This is a genomic window from Marinobacter flavimaris (assembly GCF_002933295.1).
In the GTDB taxonomy this organism is placed as follows: domain Bacteria; phylum Pseudomonadota; class Gammaproteobacteria; order Pseudomonadales; family Oleiphilaceae; genus Marinobacter; species Marinobacter flavimaris.
This window is the reverse complement of the sequence record NZ_PSSW01000014.1, coordinates 1-25,722: the sequence shown is the minus strand read 5'-3', so window position 1 is coordinate 25,722 and position 25,722 is coordinate 1. Positions and strand designations below refer to the sequence as shown.

Below are 25,722 nucleotides of genomic sequence, written 5' to 3'. Positions count from 1 at the left end.
GGTTCGCTATGGGCATCAATCGCTTCTCTTCTGAAAAGTGTCTTCTCCCGCCATGATTTCTGGCCCACTCAGTCCGGAGCAAAGCATTCTGGTCGGCAGAATGCTGACCCACTCAGCTTCCGTCATGATCTGGATTTCGGATGCCAACAAAGAGTGCGTTTATTTCAACGAGTCGTGGCTGACATTCACGGGCAAGCGTCTGAATGATGAAGCCGGTTTCGGCTGGAGCAAGGGAGTTCACCCGGATGACTATGGCCGTTGCCGGGAAATCTTTGGGCAAGCCTTTGATCAAAGACAGTCCTTTTCGATGGATTACAGATTGCTCCGTGCGGACGGTGTTTATCGCTGGATTCGGGATGAAGGTGCTCCATACTTTGAGCCGACGGGCGAGTTCGTGGGCTATATCGGCTCCTGTCATGACATTCATGAGCAGACGTCCGCGCTGAAACAGCTTGCCGAGAGCAAGAAGAGAATTTCAGAGGAACGGCAAGAGTACAGTTCGACTCTGGACAGCCTGCAGATTGGTATCGTTTTGCATGCAGAGGATACCAGCATCCTTTACAGCAACCGCGCTGCAACTGACATCCTTGGCCTGACACAGGAGCAAATGGCCGGAAAGAAGGCAATTGATCCCGCCTGGCAATTCATCGACGAGCAATTGAACCCACTGCCTTTGTCCAGGTACCCCGTTAACGTGGCGTTGTCGTCGTCAGCGAACCTGTTTGATTATGTCGTCGGGGTCTTGAGGCCCGACCGTGACAAGCCGATCTGGGCCTCTGTGACGACTCATTACCTGGAAACCCAGAATCCTGACGATTCCGTTCAGGGAAAGGCCATTATCAGCTTTGTGGACATCACGGCGAGGAAAGAAGCGGAAAATCAACTCACCAGGAGCGAAGCCCTGCTTTCCTCGCACGTTGAGAATACCCCTCTGGGATGTATTACCTGGGATCCCAACCTGATCTGTACCAGTTGGAACCCCGCCGCGACCTCAATTTTCGGCTATTCCGAGTCCGAGATGATTGGTCTGTCCTCGTGGGAATCCATTGTGCCAGAGGAGGTCAAAGGCCATGTTTTCAACCTGTTCCATTCACTCCTGCACCGAACAGGCGGTGAATCATCGATAAACCAGAACAGGACCAAAGACGGAAAAGTTATTGTTTGTGAATGGTTTAATACCACGCTGGTGGATAAAGAGGGCCGCGTCTTGGGAATCGCCTCGATGGTTTCAGACGTGACCGAAAAGAAGGAAAAAGAATCCCTCCTGTTAACGCAAAGCCAGATCACTTCAAACATGATTGAGGGCGTTTGTCTGGTTGTCAGCGACTCCCAAAAAATTGTTTATGTGAATCCGACCTTTGAAAAAATGTTTCGTTGTCATCAAGACAGCGTGGTCGGAAAAAAACTGACTGAACTGGATTGCTTCGGTATACAGCTCGACTCGGACACCATCAAGGAAGTGGTCCAGTCAGTCGCCAACAAGAAGGTCTGGAGGCGAGAGTGGAGCCGGTCAAACGAACAAGGTGAAAACGTATGGTATTCCACGAGTCTCTCGGGGTTTGATCATCCCACCCATGGCCCGGTCTGGATTGTGGTTACTGCCGATGTTACGGATAAAAAGCTGCTCGATTACAAACTTGCCTACAGCGCCAGTCACGATAGCCTGACGGGCCTGATCAATCGGAGTGAGTTTGAATTGCGGGCCAATCAGTTGATGACGGACGTAGAAGGTTCGCAAAGACAACACGCGCTCTGTTTCCTGGACCTGGATCAATTCAAGGTTATCAACGATACCTGCGGACACACTGCGGGTGATGAGCTGCTTCGGCAGTTGGCCATTGAGCTGGACACGCTGGTTCGGAAAAACGATACGCTGGCCCGCCTTGGGGGCGACGAGTTCGCGATTTTGTTGGAGGACTGCAGTTTAGAGCAGGCCTTCAGAGTCGCGCAGAGCGTATTGAGCCAGATCGCCGATTACCAGTTTGTCTGGGAGTCCGGCGTTTTTCGTATCGGGGCGAGTATCGGCCTTGTCGAGATCAACGCGGCTACCGGAAATCTGACAACTCTCCTCAAGCAGGCGGACATCGCCTGTTACACCGCCAAAGAACAAGGCCGAAATCGCATCCATGTGTTCAAAGAGGATGATGCCGAGATCAATCTCAGGAAAGGCCAGATCGAGTGGATCTCGAAGATCGAAGCGGCGTTGACGGATAACCGGTTTATTCTGTTTGCCCAGCCCATTCAGTCGTTCAAAAAGCCGGGTGCGGGGCACTACGAGATCCTGATCAGGCTTCGCGGGGAAGACGGTCAAATCTACCCCCCGGGCGCGTTTTTACCAGCGGCAGAGCGCTACGATATTATTGGCAGAATTGACCATTGGGTCGTCACTGAAGTTGCCGATCTCTTTGTTCGTTACAGGGAATTCTTCCAATCGGTTGATCTGGTCGCCATCAACCTTTCCGGTGCCTCCCTTGGTGACTTTCATTTCCTGGAGTACATTCTCGAGCTGGTGCGCAGTGGTTCTCTTGCGCCTGACAAGGTGTGTTTCGAAGTGACCGAAACGGTGGTGATCTCAAACCTCAAAAGCGCGGTGAAGTTCATCAATTCGTTGAGGAGTCTGGGATTCAGCTTTGCGCTGGACGATTTTGGGAGCGGCATTTCTTCTTTCGGCTATCTGAAGAATCTGCCGGTGGATTACCTGAAAATAGACGGAATGTTTGTAAAAGACATCGCTGAAGATTCCTTCGATTATGCAATGGTGAAATCGATCAACGATCTCGGGCAACTGATGGGTATGACAACCGTAGCCGAGTTTGTGGAAAGTGATGCGATTATTTCAAAACTCAGGGAGATTGGGGTCGACTACGGTCAAGGCTTTGCTCTGGGCAAACCGGAGAGTTTTATCGACCTGATCAAGAGCAGCACATAATGGCTTCGGCCGCGGGCGCACATGCCGAATTGGGTGCGCTGCGGAGTTGCAGCACCCGCCGAGCGAGGTGCTGCAACTCTCGGTTCAATCAGACCATCCGGCTCAGGGTGCCATCGCCTTTCACATGCTGGTGGAACAGCGCCATACCGATATGACCAATCACCAGAGCCGCCAGAGCCCAGGCTAGGGTGGAATGGATGCCGCCAATGGTCGATGCCCAGGCAATCTTGTCACCCTTTTCAATCAGTTGCATGCCAAAGACGTTCAGACCATAACCGCCGCCCAGCAGAATCAGAATTCCGGTGACGGGCAGCAACAGCATGGCCGCATAGAGCAAACCATGACCGATTTTCACCAGGCGTCCCTGCGGATCCTCATGTTGGGGCCGTTGGCCGCGCTGACTGAAAGCCCAAATCATGCGCAGCACGATTAATGCGAGCAATAGTGTTCCGATCGACACATGCCAGGGCACCAGGGTTTCGCCAACCCAGTGCTCGCCGTCGGCAACCCGGTCGCCAAACTTCAGAAACTGCCAGCCGATCAAGACGGCCATCAGCCAGTGCAGGCTTTTGCTGAGTGTTCCGTAACTTTCCCTGGAGTCTTTCATGGTAAAGGGATGTCCTCTGGTTTCGGTTTTTGGTAATCGATGCAGCGCCCTGTTTCAGGCGATGCTTTCAACAATGCCGCCTTCCACTCGCAGGGCTGAACCGGTGGTAGCACTGGCCTGGGGGGAGGCCGCGTAAACACACAGGCTGGCTACTTCCACGGGATCAGCGAACCGCTTGATCAGCGTTGAGGGTCGGTTTTCTTCAAGGAAGAGCGTTTCCATCTCTGCCATCGATACGCCCCGTTCGGAAGCCATCTCCTGAAGCATGGCTACGGCGCCCTCGGTGCGGGTAGGGCCCGGCAGGATCGTGTTTACTGTGACGCCTGTGCCCGCGAGTACCTTCGCCAGGCCGCGGGAAAGCCCCTGCAGGGCGGCCTTGCTGACGCCGTAGTGAACCATTTCAGACGGGATGTTCAGGGCTGACTCGCTGGAAATAAACTGGATCCTGCCCCAACCCCGGTCCGCCATCCCACGGGCGTAGTGCCTGGCGAGCCGGACAGCACTCATGACATTGACCTCAAGTATGTGGTCCCAGTCGTCGTCCGCAATATCGAAGAACGGCTGTGCGCCGTAGATACCCAGATTATTGACGAGAATATCGACGTCCGGACAGGCCCCAGTCAGGGCCTGGCAACCCTCGGCCGTGCCGGGGTCGGCCACGATCCCCCGGATATCGGTGCGTCCGGAGGTCTGTTCGATACTCGCGAGGGCGTTGTCCAGTTTGTCCTGACGACGGCCTGTGATCGTGACCTGTGCGCCGGCGTTTGCCAGGCCGCTGGCAATGGCCAGCCCGATACCGGCGGTTGAACCCGTTACCAGTGCGGTTTTGCCGCTGAGATCAATCTGCATCTGGAATCTCCTGAAGGTTTTTTGAATTTGCTTTCACGCCATCGTCATCCGAAACGGAATCCCGAAAGCCGGGTTTTCAGAACGTTTTCGGTGTAGACGGTGCGCCCCTGGTCCGCGCCTGCGGCACCTGCCGCTACCATCAGTGGTATCAGGTGTTCTTCTGCGCGTGGTGGATGGCAATCCCGGGCGTGGGGTGCCGTGGTCCAGCTGCCCAACGCCCGTTTTCGTTCAGCGGGTGTGTCGTGGACGGCATTGACCAGCCACTCGTTGAACGTTTCCGATGGTTGGGTGTAGCGGGCATCGCCATACCCTCGCATGTTGTGGAAACTCATGCCGCTGCCGATGATCAGCACGCCGTCCTCGCGAAGACCAGCCAGGGCCTCGCCCGCTTCAAGGTGAGAAACCGGGTCCATATCCGCCTTCAGCGACAGTTGGACCACCGGGATGTCGGCCTCCGGAAACATCAGCTTCAGGGGAATAAACATACCGTGGTCAAACCCGCGCTGGGCGTCTTCATGGGCTTCAATGCCGGCAGCCTTGAGCCTTGAGACAACCTCACTGGCCAATGAAGGCATGCCCTCTGCTGGATAACTGAGCTGGTATGTGTGTTCGGGAAAACCGTAGTAGTCGTAAATCAGATCCGGCTGCTGGCCCGACGTCACCGTGAACTCGGGGGCAAGCCAGTGGGCGGATACCATCAGAATGGCCCTGGGTGGTTCCGGCAATGAAGTGCTTACGCTGGCCAGAAACTCAGCCATGCCATTCCAGGTGGTCGGCGGGTTCCAGTCTATGAAAAAGCAGGGCCCCGCTCCGTGAGGAATAAAGAGTACTGGCTGTGTCGCTTTCTGGTGCATCGGAACTACCTCTCCTGACCGCAGTCTGTGGAAACAGCGTTGCCGAGCAACGATAACTATTCACCTTCAGAAAGAGAACATGTTAACTTTAGGATCAGTTTTAACTGAGAGTTAAAAATAATGTTGGACCGTTTTACCGGCATGCGAGTGTTTGTTCAGGCCGCAACGCTGGGTAGTCTCTCTGCAGCCGGCCGTGATCTGGGGATCTCGCCGGCGATGGCCACCAAGCATCTGGACGCACTTGAGCAACGGCTGGGCGTGCGCCTGTGTCATCGCACCACCCGTCGCCTGACGCTGACCAATGCTGGGCTGGACTACCTCGCCACCTGCCAGAGAATCCTCCTGGATCTTGAAGAGTCCGAGTCGCAGCTGGCGGCCCAGGGTAATCAGGCCGTTGGCCTGCTACGGATGAACGTGCCCCTGTCTTTTGGCACTCACTACATCGCCCCCCTGTTGCCGGCATTCAGTCGCCGCTATCCGCACGTTCACATAGAACTCGGTTTGAGTGATGCACAGCAGGATCTGATTGCAGAGGGATGGGATCTCGCGATTCGCATCGGGCACCTGGCCGACAGTGATCTGAAAGTAAGGCATTTGGGAGACTACCCGATGCGGGTCTGTGCCGCGCCAGATTATCTGGAGCGCTGTGGTACCCCTCGCAAAGTCTCTGAACTGAGTAGTCACCAGTGCCTCAGTTATTCGTTGTCTTCCCAGCAGGGCGATGGAACCTGGTCGTTTGGCCGCAACGGTGAGGTAAAAGTGCCGATTCAGGGGCCGCTCAAGGCGAATAACGGCGATGCACTGCTGGCCGCCGCCGTTGGCGGTCAGGGCGTGATCTACCAGCCCGACTTTATTGTCGCCGACGCGCTGCGCGATGGAACCCTCGTGGAACTGGTACTGGATGTTCCGGTGGTGGAGCTTGGCGGCCTGCACGTACTGTTTCCGCCCGATCGACGGCTCCCGGCCAAGGTCCGCGCAATGATTGATTTCCTGGTGGAGGCGTTCTCGGTCAGTTCCCGGTGACAACCACAGCTCTGACCCGGCAAGCGGCGGAGCTGGAGTTTTAGGCAATCAACCGACCGAATCGTGTATTCAAACACCGACGCTTTCCGAGCAAACTCTGACCTATGAGGCCATGGTCCCATCCCTGAACGCCTCATTTCCGAAACTCGCTCCATAACGTTCGGAAAATCAAGGCTAAATACAGGAGAGCGATCACTATGATTCTCAAAGAGACTTACACACTGGCGAACGGTATTGCGATTCCGAAGCTTGCCCTCGGAACCTGGATGATCGAGGGCGAATCCGCCACAAATGCCGTCAAAAAAGCCATCGAGCTTGGCTACAGGCACATCGACACGGCCCAGGATTACGGTAACGAAGCCGAGGTGGCGGACGGTGTGCGCGCCAGTTCTCTGGAGCGTGAGCAATTGTTTGTCACGAGCAAACTGGCAGCCCGTCACAAGACCTATGACGAGGCCACCGCTGCGATTGAGGAATCGCTCGAGAAAATGGGTTTCGAGTACCTCGATCTGATGATCATCCACAGCCCGCAGCCCTGGGATCACTTCGGATCCGAGGACCGTTTCCCTGAGGGCAATCAGGAAGCCTGGCGTGCCCTGGAAGACGCCTACAAGGCCGGAAAGCTGAAGGCCATCGGTCTGTCGAATTTTCAGGAACGGGACATCGATACCATTCTCGAAACCTGCAGCGTGGCGCCCATGGTTCATCAGATCCTGGCGCATGTCACCAATGTGCCGGGTGCCCTGATCGATTACTCACGCAATAAAGGCATGCTGGTTGAGGCCTATTCCCCGGTCGGTCATGGAGAGCTGTTCAAGAACGAAGCGATTATCAAAATGGCGGAGAAGTACAACGTCTCCGTGCCGCAGCTGTGTATTCGCTACGACCTGCAACTGGGCCTCTTGCCGTTGCCCAAAACCGCCAACCCGGACCACATGGCGAACAACGCCGCGGTGGATTTCGAGATCGCACAGGCCGACATGGACGCGCTGAGTGCCCTGGAGCCGATCAAGGACTACGGAGAGGCAAGCCAGTTCCCGGTCTTTCAATAAGACGAATCCTGGCTGATTCAAAAGAAGAAGCCCCCCGGTCAAACGAGGGGCTTCTTTTTATTGGGTTTTGGCAACGGCTTGCTGGTACTCCTCCTCGCTGACCTTTTCTTTCCAGGAAACATTTTCGCCGTCTTTATCGCCTGTCACGACGAAGTGTTTCATCGGCGCGTCCGGTGTGGCGCCGTGCCAGTGGTCCAGGTCGGGTGGGCACCAAACCGCCTCGCCTTCCTTGAACTTGATCACTGTCCCATCTCGTGTTGCGGTCAGTGCGGTGCCCTGGGTCACAACCATGTGCTGGCCAGCGGGGTGCTCATGCCAGGCGGTTCGCGCGCCCGGCGAGAAGGTGACAAAGGCTCCGGAATAGTGGGCCGTGTCGTTATTGGGAAACATCACATCCACCTGGACATCACCGGTGAAGAACTCGGCGGGGCCGGTAAATGAATTCCGTGATTCTTCGGTGTAGTGAGTCTGAGATTCCGGGAACGGTTTGTTCGGCATGACGCTTTTTCCTCTGTCGCTTCAGTGGAATTTTCTATCGCAAGACCATTGGAGCACCTCTCCCTGCCGCCGTCTTATAGCGATTCTGCTGGTTTATTGCCTAATCCTCCGGAAGACACTGAAAAGAGGTGAACGCGTTTTATCCAGTGGTGTTTAATGGCGTGCGCTGGGCAGCGGAACACTGCGTCCGGAATACCTCAATCAGGTTGGTTATCGTTGTCATGAAAAGAAAGGCAAGAAACGTGTTTTACGGATTGAGCGGCATCCTCGCCGTCCTCATCGTTGCCGGGGTCGCGTATCTTCAGCATCCGAAGTTTGGCGAGCTGCCCGAAGGTGATCGGTTGTCCGCCATTGAGCGTTCCTCCAATTATCAGGACGGGCAGTTCCATAATCTTGTTGAAACACCCATGTTCGCTGGCGACAAATCGTTCGTGGAAGTCTTGCTTGAAAATCTGCGCTCCGATACTCAGCGGCTGGCACCGAACGGACCAATTCCATCCAGAAAAGTCGACCTGAAGGCACTCGATGCACGGGAAGACCTGGTTGTCTGGTTTGGTCACTCATCGTTCTTTCTTCAATTGAATGGCCAACGCATCCTGATTGATCCGGTGTTCAGTGACTACGCGGCGCCTTTACCGTTTCTCAACGCGGCCTACGCGGGGACGAATGGCTACAGGGCCAGCGATTTCCCGGGCATTGACGCGCTTCTTATTACTCATGATCACTGGGATCACCTGGACTATTCCAGCGTGATACAGCTTCAGCCCAAAGTGGATCAGGTCGTCTCTCCGCTGGGTGTCGGAAGCTATTTCCGGGGTTGGGGTTATGAGGAGGCAAGGGTCTGGGAGGGTGACTGGTATGACAGCTTTGAAATCGGTAATGAGGTGCGCATACATCTCATCCCCGCCCGTCATTACTCCGGCCGCCTGCTGACCCGCGGCAAGACCCTCTGGGCGGGTTTCGTGATCGAAACGCCCGATCGTCGCGTGCTCTTCAGTGGGGACTCCGGTTATGGCCCCCATTTCAAGGCAATTGGCGAACGCTTCGGCCCTTTTGATCTGGTGTCGCTGGACAGCGGGCAATACGACCCGCGCTGGCCGTATATCCATATGAACCCGGAGGAAGCAGTGGCAGCGGCTGAGGATCTTCGTGCTAAGGCACTCATCCCGGCGCACGTTGGCAGATTCACACTGGCCCGGCACCCATGGGACGAGCCCTTTGAGCGCATGGTGGCAGCGAGTGAGGGAAAACCGTTCGATTTGTTGACGCCGATGGTGGGTGAACCGCTTGAGTTGGATCAGCTGCAACCGGCCAGGTTTGGCGCCTGGTGGAGATGACCAGGTACGGTCAGGGCCAGAGTCGCTCTTAAGACGGCGTTTGGGGCGTGAGTGGCTCGATACTGTTGAATTCTTGCCCGATTCTCTTTATGCCCGGTGTGGGGCGTGAATTGGCGTCGGTTTTGAGCTTGAATCAAGTCAGAACGCTGTATCCCTGACTTTCTGAACAACCGCATTGGAACAGTGATTCGTGGAGGCAACCGAACAATGTCTGACAAACAGGCGCGTGCAGATAAGCAGCAACCGTATACGGGCGACGACCGCGGCCCCCTCGGTCTTGCCGCCAGGATTGAGAAAGCCACCGAGGGTACCAACCGTCTGGATACAGACATCAAGGGCCTGAGCCTCCATCGCTGGCATCATCCCACGGACCCGACCAGCTATATGCTGGCGCCCAGTATTTGCCTGATTGGCCAGGGTCGAAAACAGGTCGTGGTGGGCGAAGATACGTTTTTCTACGACACCAGCCAGTTCCTGATTACCTCCATTGATTTGCCGGTGGTGTCCAGAATCCTCGAGGCATCGGAGGACCAGCCCTACCTCGGTCTCACCATGGAAATCGATTTTCGGGCGCTATCCCAGCTGATACTGGAGAACCCGGCTCACATCGCACGGCAGCCCTTCGACAAGTCGCTCGGCATCGCGGTCAACGATATCGATCCGCCGTTAATGGATGCCTTCAATCGATTGCTCGATCTCGTTGGTGAGCCTGAAGACAGCGCGGCGCTTGGCCCCCTCATTCAGCGTGAGATTCTCTACCGGTTGCTGAAAGGAGAGCAGGGCCCTCGACTGCGCAATATGGCGGCCTCGGGCCAGAACGGTTATCGGGTTTCCAAAACCATTGAGTGGCTGAAAGAACACTACAAGGAATCCATGAAGGTAGACGAGATGGCCAGCCGGGCCGGACTCAGCGTCTCGGCCTTTCATCATCATTTCCGCGCAATGACGGCGATGACGCCTCTTCAGTACCAGAAAAGAATGCGGCTCAGCGAAGCTCGCCGATTGATGCTGACCGAACACGTGGATGCCTCTCGCGCCGCTTTCCAGGTGGGCTATGAGAGCCCATCGCAGTTCAGTCGGGAATACAGCCGGATGTTCGGGGCTCCGCCGATGCAGGATATCCGCAAGCTGGTGCAGCAGCCGGCCTGACCGGTTATCGCAAAACGGTAAACCGCGCGGTGGTCAAAGCCATCCTGTGAGAGAACGCTGCCGGCACCGACAGTCAGAAAAGAATCGATGAGGGAGATAACCCATGGCCAGTTTAACCATTAACGGACGCCAGTATGAGCTGGACGTGCCGGATACCATGCCCCTGCTCTGGGTCATACGCGACGTGGTCGGGATGAAAGGCACCAAGTTTGGCTGTGGCATGGCGCAGTGCGGTGCCTGCACGGTTCATATCGATGGAGTTGCCACCCGCTCCTGTGTGACACCGGTTTCTGCCGTGTCTGGCGAGGTAAAAACCATTGAGGCCATGGCCGATGATGCGCTCGGCAAGCGGGTTCAGCAAGCGTGGCTGGATCTTGGTGTGGCCCAATGCGGCTACTGCCAGGGCGGTCAGATCATGAATGCGACGGGGCTGCTGAAAAACAATCCCAGCCCCAGCTCTCAGGAGATCATCGATGCCATGGCGGGGAACCTGTGCCGGTGTGGCACCTACAACCGTATCCTTGCGGCGGTCGAACGGGTTGTCAGTGAGGAGGCGTCCTCATGAGTCATTCAAACGACACCCTGATGCTTGCCAACGTCAGCCGTCGCGGTCTGCTCAAAGGCATGGCTGGCGCCTCGGCGCTGGTACTGGCGGCCCGTTGGGACGCGGGCTTTGCAAATGAACAGGCACAGTTCGGCGCTGGCGCCATGCCGGGAGGCTGGGTCGACAACCCGAACGTGTTTATCCGCATCGACTCCGACGGCATCGTAACGTTTATCAATAACCGGGCAGAAATGGGGCAGGGCATCCGAACCAGTCTGGCCATGGTTGCGGCCGATGAACTCGGTGCCGACTGGGACCAGGTTCAGGTTGAACAGGCGCCGGCAGATCAGGAAAAGTACGGCAACCAGAATACCGACGGCTCCCGGAGCATGCGTCATTGGTATCAGCCCATTCGTCGGGCCGGCGCGGCCGCGAGGCAGATGCTGGAGCAGGCAGCGGCAAACCAGTGGGGCGTGCCTGCGTCTGAAATCCGGACCGGAGTTCACAAGGTTGTTCATGTGCCGAGCGGTCGTGAGCTGAGTTTTGGTGAGCTGGCGGGTGCGGCGAGGGAGCTGGAAGTTCCCGGTCGAAACGCGCTGACCCTGAAGCAGGACAGCGAACTTCGATTCATTGGAAAAGAATCGGGTTGGGTGAATGGCGAGCTCACCTCAGCCTACCCGAGAGCCCTCGACGGTGAGGATATCGTTACCGGCAGAGCCGTATTCGGTGCCGACGTCGAGCTTGACGGTATGCTTTATGCCGTCGTCGCAAGGCCACCCGTATACGGAGCCGGAATAACCAGCGTGGACGACAGCGCTGCGCTTGAGGTCCCCGGCGTCGAGAAGGTGATACGCATCGACACGGCAGACCAACCGGCTGCTTTCAACCCGCTCGGGGGTGTGGCCGTTGTGGCCACCAACACCTGGGCCGCCATGGAAGGACGAAAGGCGCTGAAGGTTCAGTGGGATCTTTCACCGGCGGGGGATAACGCAAGCTATACCTCCGAGTCCTACCGGGCCGCCCTGGAGGAAACCGCACAATCCCCCGGAAAGGTGATCCGCCAGTCGGGAGATGTTGAGGCTGCCCTGAGCAACGCGGCAAACGTCGTGGAAGCGACCTACTACATGCCGCACATGGCACAGGCTCCGATGGAACCGCCGGTTGCGGTTGTGCGGGTGCAGAACGGCAAGGCGGAGGCCTGGGCGCCGGTTCAGAACCCGGGCGCGACCCGCGGCGGCATTGCCGGCATTCTCGGAATTGATGCAGAGAACGTGACTGTTCACCAGACTTTGCTGGGCGGCGGTTTCGGGCGCAAATCAAAGCCGGACTTCGTCAGTGAGGCGGCACGACTGGCAAAAGAGTTTGAGGGAAGACCGGTCAAGCTGCAGTGGTCACGGGAAGACGATGTGCAGCACGCCTACTTTCATGCGGTATCCGTGGATCACCTCAAAGCCGGGCTTGATGACCAGGGCAAGGCAACGGGTTGGCTGCACAGGACGCTTTCTCCAAGCATTGCGTCGCTGTTTGCACCGGATCCCGAGCACAAAGGCGAGTTTGAGCTGGGCATGGGCTTCAACACGATGCCGTTCAGCATCCCGTCGATTCGGCTTGAGAATCCGCCAGCCTCGGCCCACGTTCGGATTGGCTGGTTCCGGTCGGTCTACAACCTGCCTCACGCCTGGGCCATTCAGAGTTTTGCCCATGAAATGGCAGTCGCTGCGGGCCGTGACCATCGGGACTACGTGCTGGAACTGTTGGGCCCGGGCAGGAAGGTGCACAACCTGACCGTTGGCGATGGCTGGAACTACGGTGAAGACCCCGATTTGTACCCGATCGATACCGCCAGAATGCGGCGTGTTATTGAGCGCGCCACGGAGGAAGCCGGGTGGGGGCGAGAGCTGCCAGACGGTCGAGGTCTTGGCCTGGCGTTCCACCAAAGCTTTGCTTCGTACACGGCGATTGTTTTCGAGGTTGAGGTGGATGACTCTGGCGAACTCACCATCCACCGCGCGGACATTGCCTTCGACTGTGGCCCTCAGGCCAATCCCGAGCGCATTCGCTCCCAGATGGAGGGCGCTTGTGTCATGGGAATCGGTATCGCACTGAAGAGCGAAGTGACCTTCGAGAACGGCGTCGCCACCCAGAGCAACTTCCACGATTACCTGTTGCCGAGAATGCCGGATGCTCCGAAGGTGGTGCGTGTCCACCTGATTGATAACCCGGGCGATGCCATGGGTGGTGTGGGCGAACCGGGCCTGCCACCGGTTGCGCCGGCCCTGTGTAATGCCATCCACGCCGCGACCGGAAAACGTATCCGCCGTCTGCCAGTGGCTGACCAACTGACGTCGTGACCATGAAGTCTCTTTCGATGGCCGGAACCCTGCGGCGGCTTTGCTTTGTGCTGGCTGTCCAGGGGAGCGTCGGGTCTGTCATGGCACAGGCCGAATCCAGTTCGACAAAGGAAGATGCCGTGAACACTGAAACAGAGATCATCCTGGATATCGACGGCTCCATCGTGCATGTGAGCCTTGAGGATTCCGCGGCCACCCGTGATTTTCTGGCCCAGCTGCCACTGACACTGAGCTTCGGGGATTATCATGGCATTGAAAAGGTCAGTGACTTGCCCAGCCGTCTCTCGACAGAGGGGGCGCCAGCCGGCTTTGACCCTCAGGTGGGTAGCTTCACCTACTACGCACCCTGGGGGAATCTGGCCATCTTTTACAGGGATTTTGGCTACTCAAGATCCCTGGTCAATCTCGGGACCGTGACCAGTGGTCTGGAGCATTTGAGTCAATCCGACAGCTTCACAGCCACCATTTCCGTAGCCCGGTAGCAAGCCCCGAGTCTCGTTTTTCAGCAACCCAATCACCTTAATCACCCCGTTTCCACCAATCCGGAGCAATCATCATGAAGAAACTGGCACAAACCCTTTTCCCCCTCGCCCTTTGTTTTTCAGCGCCCGCGCTCGCGCAGGGTTCGGCGTCGGGCCCAAGCCTCAGCTTGCCTGGTAGTGCTCCGTCTATGGCGCAGATTCAGTCAGTCTCGCCTGCACTGGCGTCGTATACGGAAAACCTGGTCCTTGATGAGGTCTGGAACCGTCCCGGGCTGTCCGCCCGTGACCGGAGCGTTGTCACGCTGGCGGCCCTGATTTCCCGCAATCAGCAGGTTGAGCTGCCTTACCACGTCAACCTGGCGCTGGATAACGGTGTTAAACCGTCTGAAATTTCAGAGCTCATTACCCACCTGGCATTCTATTCAGGGTGGGCAAATGCGATGTCAGCGGTGGCTGTGACAGCGGAAGTTTTCGAAGCCCGTGGCGTAGAGGCCTCTGAGCTGCCCGCCGTTTCTCCGGAGCTCCTCCCGTTGGATAAAGAAGCCGAAGCGAAACGGCAAACGTTCGTGCAGGATACCTTTGGCGAGGTATCCCAGGGCGTGGTTGACTATACCGAAAGCGCACTCTTCCTCGATCTCTGGCTCAGACCGGGATTGCAGCCTCGGGATCGGAGCCTGGTGACGGTCAGCGCCCTTATTGCGGCAGGCAAGGTCGAACAGGTGCCTTTCCATCTGAACAAGGCCATGACCAACGGGCTGAGCAAAGAGCAGGCCTCGGAAGTTCTGACTCATCTTGCGTTCTACGCAGGCTGGCCAAACGTCTTCTCGGCCATGCCGGTGGTCAAAAAGGTATTTGCGGACAGGGAAGATTAAGCGGTAAGTCACCCGTGATCTGGCGCTGCGGAACGGCGGCGTCAGGGACGAGCCTGGAGCAATCCTCGGCTCGAACCGTTTAAGAAACAGGGCCGGGCACGCTGTGCCCGACCCCTAAAAACATCTGGAACCGTCAATTACTCTGACTTTTCCAGGGCGTTCTGATACGTCTCGTCGGTCACCTTTTCTTTCCAAACCACGTTCTCGTCACCTTTGAAGGCCGTAACAACAAAATGGGTCATCGGGGACTCGGGTGTCGCTGCATGCCAGTGATCCATATCGGGTGGGCACCAGACAGCCTCGCCCTCATGAAACGTTGTGACGGAGCCATCGCGAGTTCCCACCAGAGCGGTTCCTTCAGTCACCACGATATGTTGCCCCGCCGGATGCTCGTGCCAAATCGTCCGTGCACCTGCAGAAAACGTCACATACGCGCCGGAATACCGTGCAACGTCATTGCTTGGGAACACAGGATCGACGGTGACCTCTCCTGTAAACCACTGCGCTGGGCCATCAATCGGCGTTTTCCACTCTTTGTCGTAGAGCGAGTGCCCCTGGTTTTCCTCAGCAACAACAGCGGGTATGGCCGACAGCCCGAGCAAAGCGACGGCCACCGTTCGCATGATTGGGGTTCTGGATTTCATAACGATCTCCTTTGAGAACTGAAAAGTCAGTAGTGCACTCCTATTCAAACACTGGTGCGGGGAAGCTGTTATCGCAATCCTGTTCATTGATTGCCCAATTCTACGGGTTCGTGTACTTCACTTTTCTACTGGGGCCTGGCGATGATTCGCGTGCATGATATTGGGCAGGAAGAAGTGCTGACACCGAACAACATCCGGCATCACCGATTGCAGGCGAACGCTCGCCTGCACAAATGCCACTGATGAAATTCAGGTTAAGATGTGAATTAATAGTGTCATCTCGCCAACCCGAAGAAGCAGCGGCCGCTCACCATGAAACCGAACAGATTTTCGATCACTTCCCTTGGGTGCGGTTTGTTCAGTTACCTGATACTGGCCTCTTCGTTGAGCCTGGCATCGGAGGCGAATAAGACACCTGATGTTGAGCAATGGTCCGTTGCAACCTACGAGCCGGCGGTGAGTCAGTCAGAGAATACGAGCGCTTGATTGCCAGAGCCTACGAAAAACTGGGCATAACGCCAACATTCACCGAAAGACCGACGAAGCGTGCATCAGTTGCGCTTGATGCCACTCAGTTTGACGCCCTGTTGCTTGCATCAGGGGATGTGCAAGCGTCACTGGGCGGCTTCATTAGGATCGAAAATCCACTCCCGCCAATGATGCTTACCACTACGTGAGCGAGAAACACATTGCTCGTGTTGCGGAACTCAACAGTGTCCTTTCGCAGACGATTGCCCACTATTGTCAACGCGGTGAAGACGACTTCGAATTATCAGAGTCTTTGCCACCATGTCCCCGGGATTCGGATTATAGACATTGAACGAGACGGGTCGCTGACGGATTGATCTACTTGATCGCGACTTCCTCAAACGGTCCCCGCCACGGCCTCTTCCACTCGAACAGGCGTTTTTGACAGATACTGAAATGTCCGCTTTATCAGAATCCAGACACAGTATTTGATCTGCTACTAAACGAAAGCGAACATTCTTGAAGCATCTCAGTGCGGCGGTTCATCGAGAATCTGTGACTGAGGCTTCACCTCATGCCATTCCCGATGAATATGTCATTGCCACCCGCCCCCCAGAGCCCGAAAAAGGTCGGCCAGAGCCAGTTGCTGTTCTGTTTGTACCTGAACCAGGGCGCTTCGATTCCTGAAGCTCTGTCTCTGGGCGTCCAGGTAGCGAGAGTAATCATCTGCGCCATTCTCATAGCGAGCCCTGGACAACTGAAGCCGCATTTCGCTGGTCTTTACCAGTGATTGTCGGGCGGCCGTTTCTCGTTGCAGAGTTTCTTTCGCTGCGATGGCGTCTGAGACTTCCCGAAACGCCGACTGGATGACCTTTTCGTATTCAGCCACTGCAAGGTCTTTTCTGACGTGGGCCAGATCAAGATTGGCTTCATTGCGGCCACCATCAAAGATCGGCAGAGTGAGTCGTGGGGCGAACGACCAGCTTTCCTGACCCGATCCGAACAGGTCGGATAGCTCGGCGCTTGCCGAACCGAACGATCCCGTCAGAGAAAACCGTGGGAAAAAGGCGGCCCTGGCTGCACCAATGTTTGCGTTCCGGCTCCTCAGTCGATGCTCTGCGGCACGAATATCCGGACGATGTTCAAGCAGCTCTGAGGGCGCGCCGGGAGCCAGTCCCTGGACGATCCAGCGATCAGACGTCGGTTCCTCGGAAAGTTGTGGGCGCACGTCCGGAACACCGACGAGCAGGGTCAGGGCATTCGTCGTTTGCCGGATCTCACGTTCAACCCGTTCAAGATCAACGCGGGTCTGTTCAACCAGACCCAGGGCTTCCTGATAGTCCAGCGCGGTGGCGGCGCCCAGCTCTAAACGGTCGGCGATCAACTGCAATGACGCCTCGCGTGTGTTCAGCACCTGCTTTGCGAGGCGCTTTCGCTCGAGTGCCCCATCCCTGATCACATAGGTGCGGACAATGTTGGAAATCAGGCTGATCCTGGTGCTTCGAGCCCCTTCTTCCGTGGCGAGGAACTCCTGCAAGGCAGCTTCGGACAGATTCTCAACTCTGCCAAACAGGTCCAGTTCGTAGGTGGTCAATCCAACGCCGGCCTGATAAAGGCTTTGTGTTGTCGAACGGCCGGAGGCGGACAGGTCACCGGGGACCCGTTCCCGTTGCCCCGAACCTTCCACTTGAAGAGTCGGGAGCTGATCAGACCGTTGAATACCGTATTGCGCGCGCGCCGCCTCGACGCTCAGCAGGGCCTGCCGCAGATCGCGGTTGTTCGCCAGTGCCGTTTCAATCAGCCCTTGGAGTTGTTCATTAACCACAAAGGTGCGCCAATCGAGTGAAGCCGATGAAGACTCAACAGCGGTGCCGGGTTTAGCGGCGGAGCTTTCGCTGCCCCAGTCCGAGGCAATAGGTGCCTCGGGCGTTGAGAAGGAGGGGGCGAGCGAACACCCTGCCAGCCATGCGGCGCTCCAGAGTGCGATAAGGGAAGCGCGACTGAAAGCGATCAATGTGCGTTTGGACATGATTAAGAAACCTCCCTTGCCAATTCCAGTTCGCGGTCGGAAGCCGCCTCACTGCGGTGATCCCGCGCCAGCAAGGTGTAGATGGTGGGTAGCACGAACAGGGTGAACAGCGTGCCGATGAGCAAACCTGTGGTGACAACAACGCCGATGGCGTAGCGGCTTTCCGCCCCGGCACCCGACGCAAACATCAGTGGGATCAACCCGGAGACCATGGCCGCCGTGGTCATCAGGATCGGGCGCATACGGATGGTCGCCGCTTTCAACATCGCGTCAGTGGGCACCAGCCCATCCCGTTTCTGGATGTCATTGGCGAATGAAACCATCAGGATCCCGTGTTTGGAGACCAGTCCAATGAGCGTCACCAGACCGATCTGGGTGTAAATGTTCATGGTGGTGTACCCAAGCCACAGCGGCATAAGGGCGCCACATACGGCGAGCGGAACGGTCACCAGAATCACCAGCGGGTCCCTGAAGCTCTCGTATTGGGCGGCAAGCACGAGGAAGATGACGATCAGAGCGAATCCGAAGGACACGATCAATTGGCTGCCTTCCTGCACAAACTGGCGGCTGTCAGACATCCAATCAATTTGAGCGCCCGGCGGTAACGGCTGTGATTGCAGAAAATCGACGGCCTGCCCCATGGTCACGCCCGGCAGCAACACGGCGGACAGGGTCACCGCATTCATCTGGTTGAACTGCGGCAGGCTATTGGCCTGTGGCTGGACTTCGACGTCCACCACCGTAGCCAGTGGCACCATGTCACCGGATTGGGCGCGCACGTAGTAGCCCGTCAGATCGCCCGGGGCTGCACGCTTGTCCTGCGGCACTTGCGCAATGACGTCGTAGGACCGGTCGAACCAGTTGAATCGATTGATGTAGTTTTCGCCCACCAGAACCGCCAGCGTCTCTGCTATGGCGCTCATGGTGACGCCCATCTCACCGGCTTTGTCGGCGTCCACCGTTATCTGGGCCTGCGGGCTGTTAAACGCCAGGTCGCTGTCGACGAAGGCAAACAGTCCGCTGCCCCAGGCCGCACCTTTGATGGTTTCCATGGCTTTGTGCAGTTCGGAAAACTCCATCGGCGCGCGCAGAATCATCTGCACAGGCAACCCACCGCTGCCGGCGGGTAACGGTGCAGGTTGGAAGGCGGTCGCAAAGGCGTTGGTGATGCCGCCGGTTGCCGCATTGATCTGTGCCTCAACTTCGCTGGCGGTCATGTCACGCTCATCCCAGGGCGTCAGCACCACGCCACCGAACCCGTTGTTCTGGCCTCCGAAACCGTTCAGGAAGAAGCTGCTCTGATAGACCGGCAGTTCCTGAAAGACGTCTTCGATCATCAACGCCGCGCGCTCCGTGTGGTCTACATTGGCATACTGGGGCGCTTTGGTCTGAACGAACACGTAGCCCTGATCCTCGCCGGGGGCCAGTTCGTGATCCACGCCCATGAAGAGCACAACAATGCCGGCAAGCACTGCAACGCAGACCAGCAACACCGCCGTTCGTGCATGAAGTATGTGGCTCAGCAGCCGGCCATAGCGATTCGCCAACCCGCCCATGGTGCGTTCGATGGCCTGGGCCAGTCGGCCCTCTGACATCTTTGCGTCCAGCAGGTAGCTGCTCATCATGGGTGAGAGCGTAAGAGCCACCACACCCGAGACAATCACCGAGCAGGCGAGTGTGAAGGCGAATTCCTTGAACAGGGCGCCAGTGACGCCGCCCATCATGCCGATGGGGGCATAGACCGCTGCGAGGGTGATGGTCATACCAATCACGGGCCAGACTATTTCCCGGGCACCGATCATCGCCGCTTTCACGGGCGATTTGCCTTCCTCGATGTGTCGGTGAATGTTTTCCACCACCACGATGGCATCGTCGACCACCAGCCCAATGGCCAGAACCATGGCCAACAGCGTCAGCAGGTTGATGGAAAAACCGAACATGGCCATCAGCATGGTCGCGCCCACCAGGGACAGCGGAATCGTGACGATTGGAATGATCACCGCGCGGAAGGTTCCGAGGAACAGGAAAATCACCACGATCACGATGATCACCGCTTCCAGCAGGGTTTTCATGACTTCATCAATCGATGCGTTGACGAATCGGGCCGTGTCGAAAATGTTGGTGATGGTCATGCCCGGAGGCGCCGAGGCCTGGAGCTTGGGCAACAGCGCATTGACGCCTTCAACGATCTCCAGGGGATTACCGTCAGGTGTTGGGGTAATGGCCATGGAGACCACGCGTTTGCCGCTGCCAAAAAAGGAGGTGTCCGAGCTTTGCCCGCCCAGTTCAACCGTGGCGATGTCCTTGATTCTTACCACGCTGTTGTCGTCACGTTTGACGACCATATCCCGGAAATCCTGCTCATTCCGCAGGTCTGTCCGCGCGGTGATCGGCATCAGTGTGTCGCTGCCGCGAAGCGTGCCTGGGGCCGCCTGCACGTTGTTTGCGCGCAACGCGGCCGACAGGTCGCTGGCCGTGATGTTGCGAGCGGCCATTTTATCCGGGTCCACCCATAAGCGCATGGCGTAGGTTTGTCCGCCGTTGATGTCGGCGGTGGCTACGCCGGGCACGGAGGTGATCAGCGGCTGGGCCACACGCGCGACGTAGTCGGTTACTTCCGGAATGGTCTGCTGGTCGCTGGCAAACTCCACATACTGAACGGCAGAGACGCCATCGGTGATCTTGTTGATTACCGGGTCGGAGGCGCCTTCTGGCATCCGGTACTTCACCTGCTGAACCCGGGCCATGATCTCGGTAAGCGCGCGGTCGGAATCGGCATTGAGCTTCAGTTTCGCCCGGATCTCGCTCTGACCCAGCGTCGAGTTGGACGTCAGATACTCGATGCCGCTGGCCGTCGCGACGGCCTGGGCAATGGGTGAGGTAACAAACCCCTGCATGACTTGCTGTGACGCACCCGGAAAGCTGGTGTTCACAACGATGGTCGCGCTCTCCATCGCCGGGTATTGGCGCATCGGAAGTGAGAAGAGCGCTGCCAGTCCGGTCAACAGGATGAGCATGCTCAGCGTAACCGACAGGATCGGGCGCCTGATGAAAATATCCGTGAAGCTCATGAGGCACCTCCGCGTTCAGCGAGGTTGGTCTGAGACAGCGTCTGTACTTTCAGATCGGCGCCCGGGCGAACCCGGAGTTGGCCTTCCGTCAGAACCACATCGCCGGGTTTCAGGCCCTTCTCGATAACCACGTGATCGCCAAATCGGCGGCCGACGACCACCGGAACGGTTTCCCCTTGACCAATGTTGTCTTCGGACAGGTCCCTGACGACGACCGCGGTATCTCCGGATGACGAGGTCACCACGGCCGTTGCAGGCAAAACCAGCGCATCCGGTTCCTCTGGAAGCTGAACGCCCACTGAGACGTACATGCCCGGTTGCAACTTCCCATCCTGATTGTCGAGCGTCGCCTGCAAGGTCACGTTACGGGTGTTCTGGTTGACCTGAGGTTCAATGACTCCGATGGTTGCAACCAGTGTTTCCGGGCCGGACACATCACTCTGAAGGTGAATCTGCTGCCCGACCTTGACTCGCGCAAGCTCACGCTGCGGTACGTCAAAACGAATGTTGAGGGTTTTCAGATCGGTCAGGGAAACCACGTTATCGCCCGCGTTGATCTGCTCGCCAAGGTCGATGTGTCGAAGCCCGAGTTTGCCATCGAACGGTGCCCGGATCTGCTTCTGCCGGATGCGGGCCTCGATCTGTTTAACGTTGGCCACGGCCCGGTCGCGCTCAGCGTGGCGCTGCTGAAGCAGTTCCTTGGAGATGGCGTCTTTCGAGAAAAGACCTTCGGCCCTCTGTAACTGGTCACGAGCAAATCGGGCGTCTGCGGTCGCAGCGTCCAGGTCGGCCTGCTCCGTGGCATCGTCCAGCTGGACCAGAAGGGTCCCCGCCTTAACGTTTTCGCCAGGCTCGAACGCAATGTCCGAGACGCGTCCGGCCACTTCGGCTGACAGCCTCACCTGATTGACGGCGCGAACCTCACCCAGTGCTTCCAGCGTGACCGGTGCATCTTTGGCTTGCACGGTGGTAGCCACCACATCCATTGGACCGCCACCGGACCAGCCGCCCGCCCCGGCTTGCCGTTGTGTTTTCCAGTAATACAGGCCACCGCTCACAAGGGTGATGGCGATCAATACAAGTACAACGGTCTGTAAAGTTCTCAATTTGGGCGAATGAGATCGCCCCGACTGCGAGTGGCTCACGCTTGATCCTCCAACTGGAATTCATATTTCGGCTTGACGGCCTGTTGAGTTGGCAGGACTATGGGGCCTCAAGTTAACTTGAGGTCAAGCGTTTCTTTCGAAAAATTTATCATCGAACACAGAGCGCGTTTTCGGGACCGTTATGGATACCCGTGGTGTGTGCGGCTTTTGATGAGGTGGCTGTATGGCAAAAACACAGGCGATGGATGCCGGGCGGATTCTGAGCGTTGGCGAGGTGGCCAAGCGTAGCGGCGTGCCGGTGTCGACGATCCATTTTTACGAGTCAAAAGGGTTAATCAAGGCCACTCGTAACGCGGGAAATCACCGGCAGTACCAGGCCATAGTCCTGAGATACATCGCGATCATTCGAGTGGCCCAGCGCACGGGATTATCACTGGAGGAAATTGGTGAAACGCTGAGCTCCATACAGGCGGGCAGTAAACTTACAGCATCCGAATGGAAAGACATTTCAATAAAATGGAAAGAGAACCTGAATAACCGGATACGCTCTCTGGAACGCCTTAGAGATGAGCTGGACAGTTGCATCGGATGCGGATGCCTGTCGCTGAAGGACTGTCCCCTTCGAAACCCGGAGGACGAGCTTGCGAAAGAGGGGCCGGGGGCAAGAATTCTCGAGCGTCCATAGTCACAGGCCCGCAGAATGGTGATGCCATTCTCACGCCTGAATGTTCGCTTTGCGACCGCAGCTAACGTTCGCAAATCTCACGGGTATCTAGTTGTAAGTGGCAAGGAGGTCACGTTGGCGACGGCAGAATCGTCGAAAAGGTTTTCGAGAGGCGAGCAGGGGAGCTATGAGTTTGTTGCTACCAACAACACCGCGGACAGGAGAGCTGCCAACTTTTGATTGGTTAGGTTTCTCAAGAAGGTCAACCGGACGATGCTGATTCCTGAGCAGTTGACGATTCCACTCCGGATGAGCCATGCAAACAACTTGTTGCTAGAAACGTCCAATACTGTTTAGTACTGGACACAGGGTCGGGGACACCGATGATTCTGAGATAGCCAGAGCTATCCGCTTGCTGGGTTATCCAACATATTGGTACCCGGCATCCTGCAACGCTTCCTTCAGTGACTCCTCAGGAGGCTCTTCATAAATGAGTGTCGTTGAAGGTGAAACATGGCCAGCGATTTTTTGAGCAACTTTAACTGACTTCTTTTGGTCATGAATGATATTTGTCATTAACGTCCTCCGGCTACTGTGGGAGCTGGCTCGCTCAATACCTGCCCAATGCCTCTGCATCAGAGCTAAGTGTTCCTGGAGAGTGTTGGGAGAGTAGGGGCCTCCTTTTTGAGTCAGGAATAGATGATCAGTCTTTTTCACCGAAGGATCTGCTGCCAGACGGATCGCAAGGTAATTTTCGATAGCCGTTCTCAGTGCTGCGTCATTCATCGGAAGATCGCGCGATTTACCACGGTGCTTGTTCACCTCAGGATAAAAATCCTCCGGTTTGATCTCGGCGCCGGCCTTAGCCATGGTTTCAATTCGCTGAACAAGCTGGTGAAAATCGTGAACACTGAAACTGATCCGACGGCGTTGATAAGTTGATTTGGATCGCCTCAGCGCATCGGCACCTTTAGTGTAAGCCGCAGGCAACGCCAGGATTTCTTTGAGCTTGAACGAACGCTGGCCAGTAGTGTCAGGGCCGAGTTCGGCAACGTCTTTGATCTGTAAAAGCGCGATTTCCTGGACTCGCAGCCCGAGCTTGAAGCTGATCTGAACCAGGGCCGTATTCTTTTCAGGATAGCGATGTTCCCGGATCACGCTCAAGAGGTGGCCGAACTGTTCGGGCGTCAACACGCGTGCCTGGCCAGTTTTACTCATTTAGAGAGGCTCCTGGTAATGCGCTGGCATAGAAGGGGGAGCGGAAATAAAATCCGTAATAATGTTATTTTAACGGATTATTGGCATTTCGATTTGAAAATCTCACTCCCAAGGGCAGTCTGGGCTTCCCCATTCACTCCCGACGGGGCCGCCAACAGCGCCTTGCAGTTTCCGTCTTTTTATCCATGCGATCGCAATGTCGTCCATAATCTCGGCGGGGATTTCTACGACGAGGCTATCGATCGCTCCGTCCCGCATTGTTTCTGTAGTAAAGGAGAATTCTCGAGGCTTTTTGAGCTCGAAAAAGACGTTCTTTGGTTCCGTATTCAAGTATTCCTGGAAGTAGAGATGGTGACGTTCACCAGCGCTAATTGATGCTTTGGTACTCATCGAAGTCCCTCCACGCAACACTCACAAACTCAGTGATCAATATCTCAATCATATTAAGATTCCATGCTCCAAGCGTGCGATCAGCGTTCTAACTCGATCAATCCCTTCACGAGTTTCCATACACTCCACAGGAGTTTTGTGGCCGAGCCCCAGAACGGGATTGTTCCACCAGCGGTCGGCATCATCTTGATTGCCATTGAACATTTCCAGGGCTTCATGTGAAGCCTTTTCACGTAATACCGAAAGACTTTCTTCAGGAGTTGCCATAATTCCTCCGATAACGTTCGCCGACAGGTAAATCCGCGATCTCGAAGCTCAAGTTTACCCCTCCAAAATGGAATTCATAGAGGATGGTTACATACAGGCATTAACAAACGGCAGTACGCCAGATTCAGTACTTTGTGTGGAAATGAAGTACTTTGTGTTGAGAAATTTAGTACTTTGTGTGGACGTCTACTATTTTCGGATTGTGCATAGTGTGCTATATGTTAGGTTGCTACGCATAATAAACATTATGTTAAAGGGACTGTGGTGTAGCTTTTAATTCATCACGTCGTGGACAGACGGCATCCTGTCTTTAGTGTCTGCTTCTGCCCAGCTAGCAAGGAAATCCTGGAACGTCATTGCATAACCGGCTTCGACTGCCTCTGATAAGCGCTTCAAGCTCAGTGACGCATATTTCTTACTATGATCAATCACCACCAGGTCGTAACGGCTCAAAATGCCTTGCCCAACTTCCAACGGCAACAGCTCAACACCAAGTCGGCTACGCAACTCTGACGAATACACATGATGCCCCAAGGGCTGAAACAGCCGGTCTAAGCCGTAAGAGCGTGGCTTCGGTGTAATAATGAAAAGAGAGGCCACATCAGTGACCCGCTTTAGCGCCGAGACGTTTAGAGAGAACTCCTTAATCTCAACTTTTGGGCACCACTGTTTGTCCTGCCTTTGCAGCTCATAACAAAGAACAGCCATATGGTGGGATCCACCAGAATTGGACCAATAAAACCGTTTATGCCAATCATCTGTGGTCAATCTAACCCCTTCATCCAGCCTCAATTCTGGCCACTCAAGACACGCAGAAACGACTTCTCCTCCGCTCTTTCCCTTTAGGTCTCTAAGGTCATCAATTAGCGCTCCCAGCTCAGCCATCGAGCTACATGCTGCCCGATCAGATCTGTGTTTAGCTTTGCTAGAAGAGCAGCCGTGTAGTGAGGCCATCGGGAAAGTGGTTGCATATGACTTCTCTGTCACCACTGATCTTAAAGTGCTTTCTACAACGGACCGAACATTCTCGCTCAGTCCTGGTAGGTAACCTGAAAGCGCAATATTTCGGAGCCTTTCGAGTTCACAACGAGTCTCTTCAAGGACGGTAGGAGCTGGAACTTCAAATGGGTGTAACAATGGCTGACCAGTGAGACGAAGCTCACTCCCCAATCGCGTTCGTTCGCTCAGGAGATTCGGTAATCCCCCCGAAAAACAGCGGTGATCAAAAGTAGAATTTTCCGTAAGCTACACGCAGGGAGATTCTGCATGAAGAAGTCACGATTTTCCGACAGCCAGATCCTGTCGATCCTGAAACAAG

At 56.2% G+C, this 25,722-nt stretch carries 22 protein-coding genes; 10 read left to right on the top strand and 12 right to left on the bottom strand.

The features are described 5' to 3' along the window. Positions 1 to 100: 100 nt before the first annotated feature. Positions 101 to 2,929: a PAS domain-containing protein gene (locus MDHKLMBL_RS18950; RefSeq protein WP_158254294.1), complete on the top strand. Its 2,829-nt coding sequence runs from the start codon at positions 101 to 103 to the stop codon at positions 2,927 to 2,929. 88 nt (positions 2,930 to 3,017) lie between these two features. Here MDHKLMBL_RS18950 and MDHKLMBL_RS18945 read toward each other — a convergent pair whose 3' ends face one another. The 3 genes from MDHKLMBL_RS18945 to MDHKLMBL_RS18935 are packed head-to-tail and all read right to left on the bottom strand — an operon-like array spanning position 3,018 to position 5,239. Beyond that, positions 3,018 to 3,536 carry a cytochrome b gene (locus MDHKLMBL_RS18945; RefSeq protein WP_104272087.1) on the bottom strand — a complete coding sequence of 173 codons (519 nt, stop codon included), beginning with the start codon at positions 3,534 to 3,536 and terminating at the stop codon, positions 3,018 to 3,020. A gap of 54 nt (positions 3,537 to 3,590) precedes the next feature. Continuing rightward, positions 3,591 to 4,385: an SDR family NAD(P)-dependent oxidoreductase gene (locus tag MDHKLMBL_RS18940; protein ID WP_104272085.1), complete on the bottom strand. Its 795-nt coding sequence runs from the start codon at positions 4,383 to 4,385 to the stop codon at positions 3,591 to 3,593. A 44-nt stretch (positions 4,386 to 4,429) separates the two neighbouring features. Continuing rightward, complete coding sequence (locus tag MDHKLMBL_RS18935; RefSeq protein WP_104272084.1) at positions 4,430 to 5,239, bottom strand: DODA-type extradiol aromatic ring-opening family dioxygenase; 810 nt, start codon at positions 5,237 to 5,239, stop codon at positions 4,430 to 4,432. Positions 5,240 to 5,359: 120 nt separating this feature from the next. On the opposite strand from MDHKLMBL_RS18935, the gene MDHKLMBL_RS18930 reads away from it, so the two are divergent. Continuing rightward, the gene (locus tag MDHKLMBL_RS18930) at positions 5,360 to 6,262 is read left to right on the top strand and encodes a LysR family transcriptional regulator (RefSeq protein ID WP_104272081.1); all 903 of its coding nucleotides are present in this window, start codon (positions 5,360 to 5,362) and stop codon (positions 6,260 to 6,262) included. A 197-nt stretch (positions 6,263 to 6,459) separates the two neighbouring features. After that, on the top strand, positions 6,460 to 7,314 hold the full coding sequence (locus MDHKLMBL_RS18925) for an aldo/keto reductase (RefSeq protein WP_104272079.1): 855 nt from the start codon (positions 6,460 to 6,462) through the stop codon (positions 7,312 to 7,314). 57 nt (positions 7,315 to 7,371) lie between these two features. On the opposite strand, the gene MDHKLMBL_RS18920 is transcribed toward MDHKLMBL_RS18925, so the two are convergent. Then, complete coding sequence (locus tag MDHKLMBL_RS18920) at positions 7,372 to 7,812, bottom strand: (R)-mandelonitrile lyase (RefSeq protein WP_104272075.1); 441 nt, start codon at positions 7,810 to 7,812, stop codon at positions 7,372 to 7,374. 221 nt (positions 7,813 to 8,033) lie between these two features. Here MDHKLMBL_RS18920 and MDHKLMBL_RS18915 point away from each other — a divergent pair, with 221 nt between their 5' ends. The 6 genes from MDHKLMBL_RS18915 (at position 8,034) to MDHKLMBL_RS18890 (ending at position 14,547) form a co-directional block, all read left to right on the top strand. Continuing rightward, positions 8,034 to 9,149 carry an MBL fold metallo-hydrolase gene (locus MDHKLMBL_RS18915; protein ID WP_104272189.1) on the top strand — a complete coding sequence of 372 codons (1,116 nt, stop codon included), beginning with the start codon at positions 8,034 to 8,036 and terminating at the stop codon, positions 9,147 to 9,149. A 207-nt stretch (positions 9,150 to 9,356) separates the two neighbouring features. Next, positions 9,357 to 10,298 carry an AraC family transcriptional regulator gene (locus MDHKLMBL_RS18910; RefSeq protein WP_104272070.1) on the top strand — a complete coding sequence of 314 codons (942 nt, stop codon included), beginning with the start codon at positions 9,357 to 9,359 and terminating at the stop codon, positions 10,296 to 10,298. A gap of 103 nt (positions 10,299 to 10,401) precedes the next feature. Then, a complete protein-coding gene (locus MDHKLMBL_RS18905; RefSeq protein ID WP_104272065.1) occupies positions 10,402 to 10,863 on the top strand; it encodes a (2Fe-2S)-binding protein in 462 nt (153 codons plus the stop codon). Further along, positions 10,860 to 13,193, top strand: coding sequence for a xanthine dehydrogenase family protein molybdopterin-binding subunit (locus tag MDHKLMBL_RS18900; protein ID WP_104272061.1), 2,334 nt, complete (start codon positions 10,860 to 10,862; stop codon positions 13,191 to 13,193). Before MDHKLMBL_RS18905 ends, MDHKLMBL_RS18900 begins: the two co-directional genes overlap by 4 nt. A gap of 119 nt (positions 13,194 to 13,312) precedes the next feature. After that, entirely contained in the window at positions 13,313 to 13,675 is a 363-nt protein-coding gene (locus MDHKLMBL_RS18895; protein ID WP_199185541.1) for a cyclophilin-like fold protein, read from the top strand. Positions 13,676 to 13,749: 74 nt separating this feature from the next. Beyond that, positions 13,750 to 14,547 carry a carboxymuconolactone decarboxylase family protein gene (locus MDHKLMBL_RS18890; RefSeq protein ID WP_104272058.1) on the top strand — a complete coding sequence of 266 codons (798 nt, stop codon included), beginning with the start codon at positions 13,750 to 13,752 and terminating at the stop codon, positions 14,545 to 14,547. Positions 14,548 to 14,684: 137 nt separating this feature from the next. Here MDHKLMBL_RS18890 and MDHKLMBL_RS18885 read toward each other — a convergent pair whose 3' ends face one another. The 4 genes from MDHKLMBL_RS18885 to MDHKLMBL_RS18870 all read right to left on the bottom strand — a co-directional run bounded on the left by MDHKLMBL_RS18885 (position 14,685) and on the right by MDHKLMBL_RS18870 (position 21,904). Then, entirely contained in the window at positions 14,685 to 15,191 is a 507-nt protein-coding gene (locus tag MDHKLMBL_RS18885; RefSeq protein ID WP_167450414.1) for a (R)-mandelonitrile lyase, read from the bottom strand. A gap of 1,063 nt (positions 15,192 to 16,254) precedes the next feature. Beyond that, positions 16,255 to 17,688 (bottom strand): efflux transporter outer membrane subunit, encoded by a 1,434-nt coding sequence (locus tag MDHKLMBL_RS18880; RefSeq protein WP_104272055.1) that lies wholly within the window; start codon positions 17,686 to 17,688, stop codon positions 16,255 to 16,257. 2 nt (positions 17,689 to 17,690) lie between these two features. Next, complete coding sequence (locus MDHKLMBL_RS18875) at positions 17,691 to 20,759, bottom strand: efflux RND transporter permease subunit (protein WP_104272052.1); 3,069 nt, start codon at positions 20,757 to 20,759, stop codon at positions 17,691 to 17,693. Continuing rightward, positions 20,756 to 21,904, bottom strand: a complete 1,149-nt coding sequence (locus tag MDHKLMBL_RS18870; RefSeq protein WP_199185539.1) for an efflux RND transporter periplasmic adaptor subunit — start codon at positions 21,902 to 21,904, stop codon at positions 20,756 to 20,758. The genes MDHKLMBL_RS18875 and MDHKLMBL_RS18870 overlap by 4 nt, the downstream gene beginning before the upstream one ends. A 184-nt stretch (positions 21,905 to 22,088) precedes the next feature. On the opposite strand from MDHKLMBL_RS18870, the gene soxR reads away from it, so the two are divergent. Further along, positions 22,089 to 22,550, top strand: a complete 462-nt coding sequence (soxR, locus tag MDHKLMBL_RS18865; protein WP_104272046.1) for a redox-sensitive transcriptional activator SoxR — start codon at positions 22,089 to 22,091, stop codon at positions 22,548 to 22,550. A gap of 399 nt (positions 22,551 to 22,949) precedes the next feature. On the opposite strand, the gene MDHKLMBL_RS18855 is transcribed toward soxR, so the two are convergent. From MDHKLMBL_RS18855 to MDHKLMBL_RS18840, 4 genes are all read right to left on the bottom strand, one after another. Beyond that, on the bottom strand, positions 22,950 to 23,747 hold the full coding sequence (locus tag MDHKLMBL_RS18855; RefSeq protein ID WP_104272038.1) for a tyrosine-type recombinase/integrase: 798 nt from the start codon (positions 23,745 to 23,747) through the stop codon (positions 22,950 to 22,952). A 102-nt stretch (positions 23,748 to 23,849) separates the two neighbouring features. Next, complete coding sequence (locus MDHKLMBL_RS18850; protein WP_104272035.1) at positions 23,850 to 24,137, bottom strand: hypothetical protein; 288 nt, start codon at positions 24,135 to 24,137, stop codon at positions 23,850 to 23,852. Positions 24,138 to 24,185: 48 nt separating this feature from the next. Next, entirely contained in the window at positions 24,186 to 24,404 is a 219-nt protein-coding gene (locus MDHKLMBL_RS18845; protein WP_104272032.1) for an MbcA/ParS/Xre antitoxin family protein, read from the bottom strand. 273 nt (positions 24,405 to 24,677) lie between these two features. Beyond that, positions 24,678 to 25,289: a DUF6685 family protein gene (locus MDHKLMBL_RS18840; RefSeq protein WP_104272030.1), complete on the bottom strand. Its 612-nt coding sequence runs from the start codon at positions 25,287 to 25,289 to the stop codon at positions 24,678 to 24,680. Between the last annotated feature and the right edge of the window lie 433 nt (positions 25,290 to 25,722).

Bases quoted from the DNA above. Each gene is read 5' to 3' on its own strand.
- MDHKLMBL_RS18950 (WP_158254294.1), top strand. From the start codon at position 101: ATGCTGACCCACTCAGCTTCCGTCATGATCTGGATTTCGGATGCCAAC.
- MDHKLMBL_RS18945 (WP_104272087.1), bottom strand. From the start codon at position 3,536: ATGAAAGACTCCAGGGAAAGTTACGGAACACTCAGCAAAAGCCTGCAC.
- MDHKLMBL_RS18940 (WP_104272085.1), bottom strand. From the start codon at position 4,385: ATGCAGATTGATCTCAGCGGCAAAACCGCACTGGTAACGGGTTCAACC.
- MDHKLMBL_RS18935 (WP_104272084.1), bottom strand. From the start codon at position 5,239: ATGCACCAGAAAGCGACACAGCCAGTACTCTTTATTCCTCACGGAGCG.
- MDHKLMBL_RS18930 (WP_104272081.1), top strand. From the start codon at position 5,360: ATGTTGGACCGTTTTACCGGCATGCGAGTGTTTGTTCAGGCCGCAACG.
- MDHKLMBL_RS18925 (WP_104272079.1), top strand. From the start codon at position 6,460: ATGATTCTCAAAGAGACTTACACACTGGCGAACGGTATTGCGATTCCG.
- MDHKLMBL_RS18920 (WP_104272075.1), bottom strand. From the start codon at position 7,812: ATGCCGAACAAACCGTTCCCGGAATCTCAGACTCACTACACCGAAGAA.
- MDHKLMBL_RS18915 (WP_104272189.1), top strand. From the start codon at position 8,034: ATGAAAAGAAAGGCAAGAAACGTGTTTTACGGATTGAGCGGCATCCTC.
- MDHKLMBL_RS18910 (WP_104272070.1), top strand. From the start codon at position 9,357: ATGTCTGACAAACAGGCGCGTGCAGATAAGCAGCAACCGTATACGGGC.
- MDHKLMBL_RS18905 (WP_104272065.1), top strand. From the start codon at position 10,402: ATGGCCAGTTTAACCATTAACGGACGCCAGTATGAGCTGGACGTGCCG.
- MDHKLMBL_RS18900 (WP_104272061.1), top strand. From the start codon at position 10,860: ATGAGTCATTCAAACGACACCCTGATGCTTGCCAACGTCAGCCGTCGC.
- MDHKLMBL_RS18890 (WP_104272058.1), top strand. From the start codon at position 13,750: ATGAAGAAACTGGCACAAACCCTTTTCCCCCTCGCCCTTTGTTTTTCA.
- MDHKLMBL_RS18885 (WP_167450414.1), bottom strand. From the start codon at position 15,191: ATGAAATCCAGAACCCCAATCATGCGAACGGTGGCCGTCGCTTTGCTC.
- MDHKLMBL_RS18880 (WP_104272055.1), bottom strand. From the start codon at position 17,688: ATGTCCAAACGCACATTGATCGCTTTCAGTCGCGCTTCCCTTATCGCA.
- MDHKLMBL_RS18875 (WP_104272052.1), bottom strand. From the start codon at position 20,759: ATGAGCTTCACGGATATTTTCATCAGGCGCCCGATCCTGTCGGTTACG.
- soxR (WP_104272046.1), top strand. From the start codon at position 22,089: ATGGCAAAAACACAGGCGATGGATGCCGGGCGGATTCTGAGCGTTGGC.
- MDHKLMBL_RS18855 (WP_104272038.1), bottom strand. From the start codon at position 23,747: ATGAGTAAAACTGGCCAGGCACGCGTGTTGACGCCCGAACAGTTCGGC.
- MDHKLMBL_RS18850 (WP_104272035.1), bottom strand. From the start codon at position 24,137: ATGAGTACCAAAGCATCAATTAGCGCTGGTGAACGTCACCATCTCTAC.
- MDHKLMBL_RS18845 (WP_104272032.1), bottom strand. From the start codon at position 24,404: ATGGCAACTCCTGAAGAAAGTCTTTCGGTATTACGTGAAAAGGCTTCA.
- MDHKLMBL_RS18840 (WP_104272030.1), bottom strand. From the start codon at position 25,289: ATGGCTGAGCTGGGAGCGCTAATTGATGACCTTAGAGACCTAAAGGGA.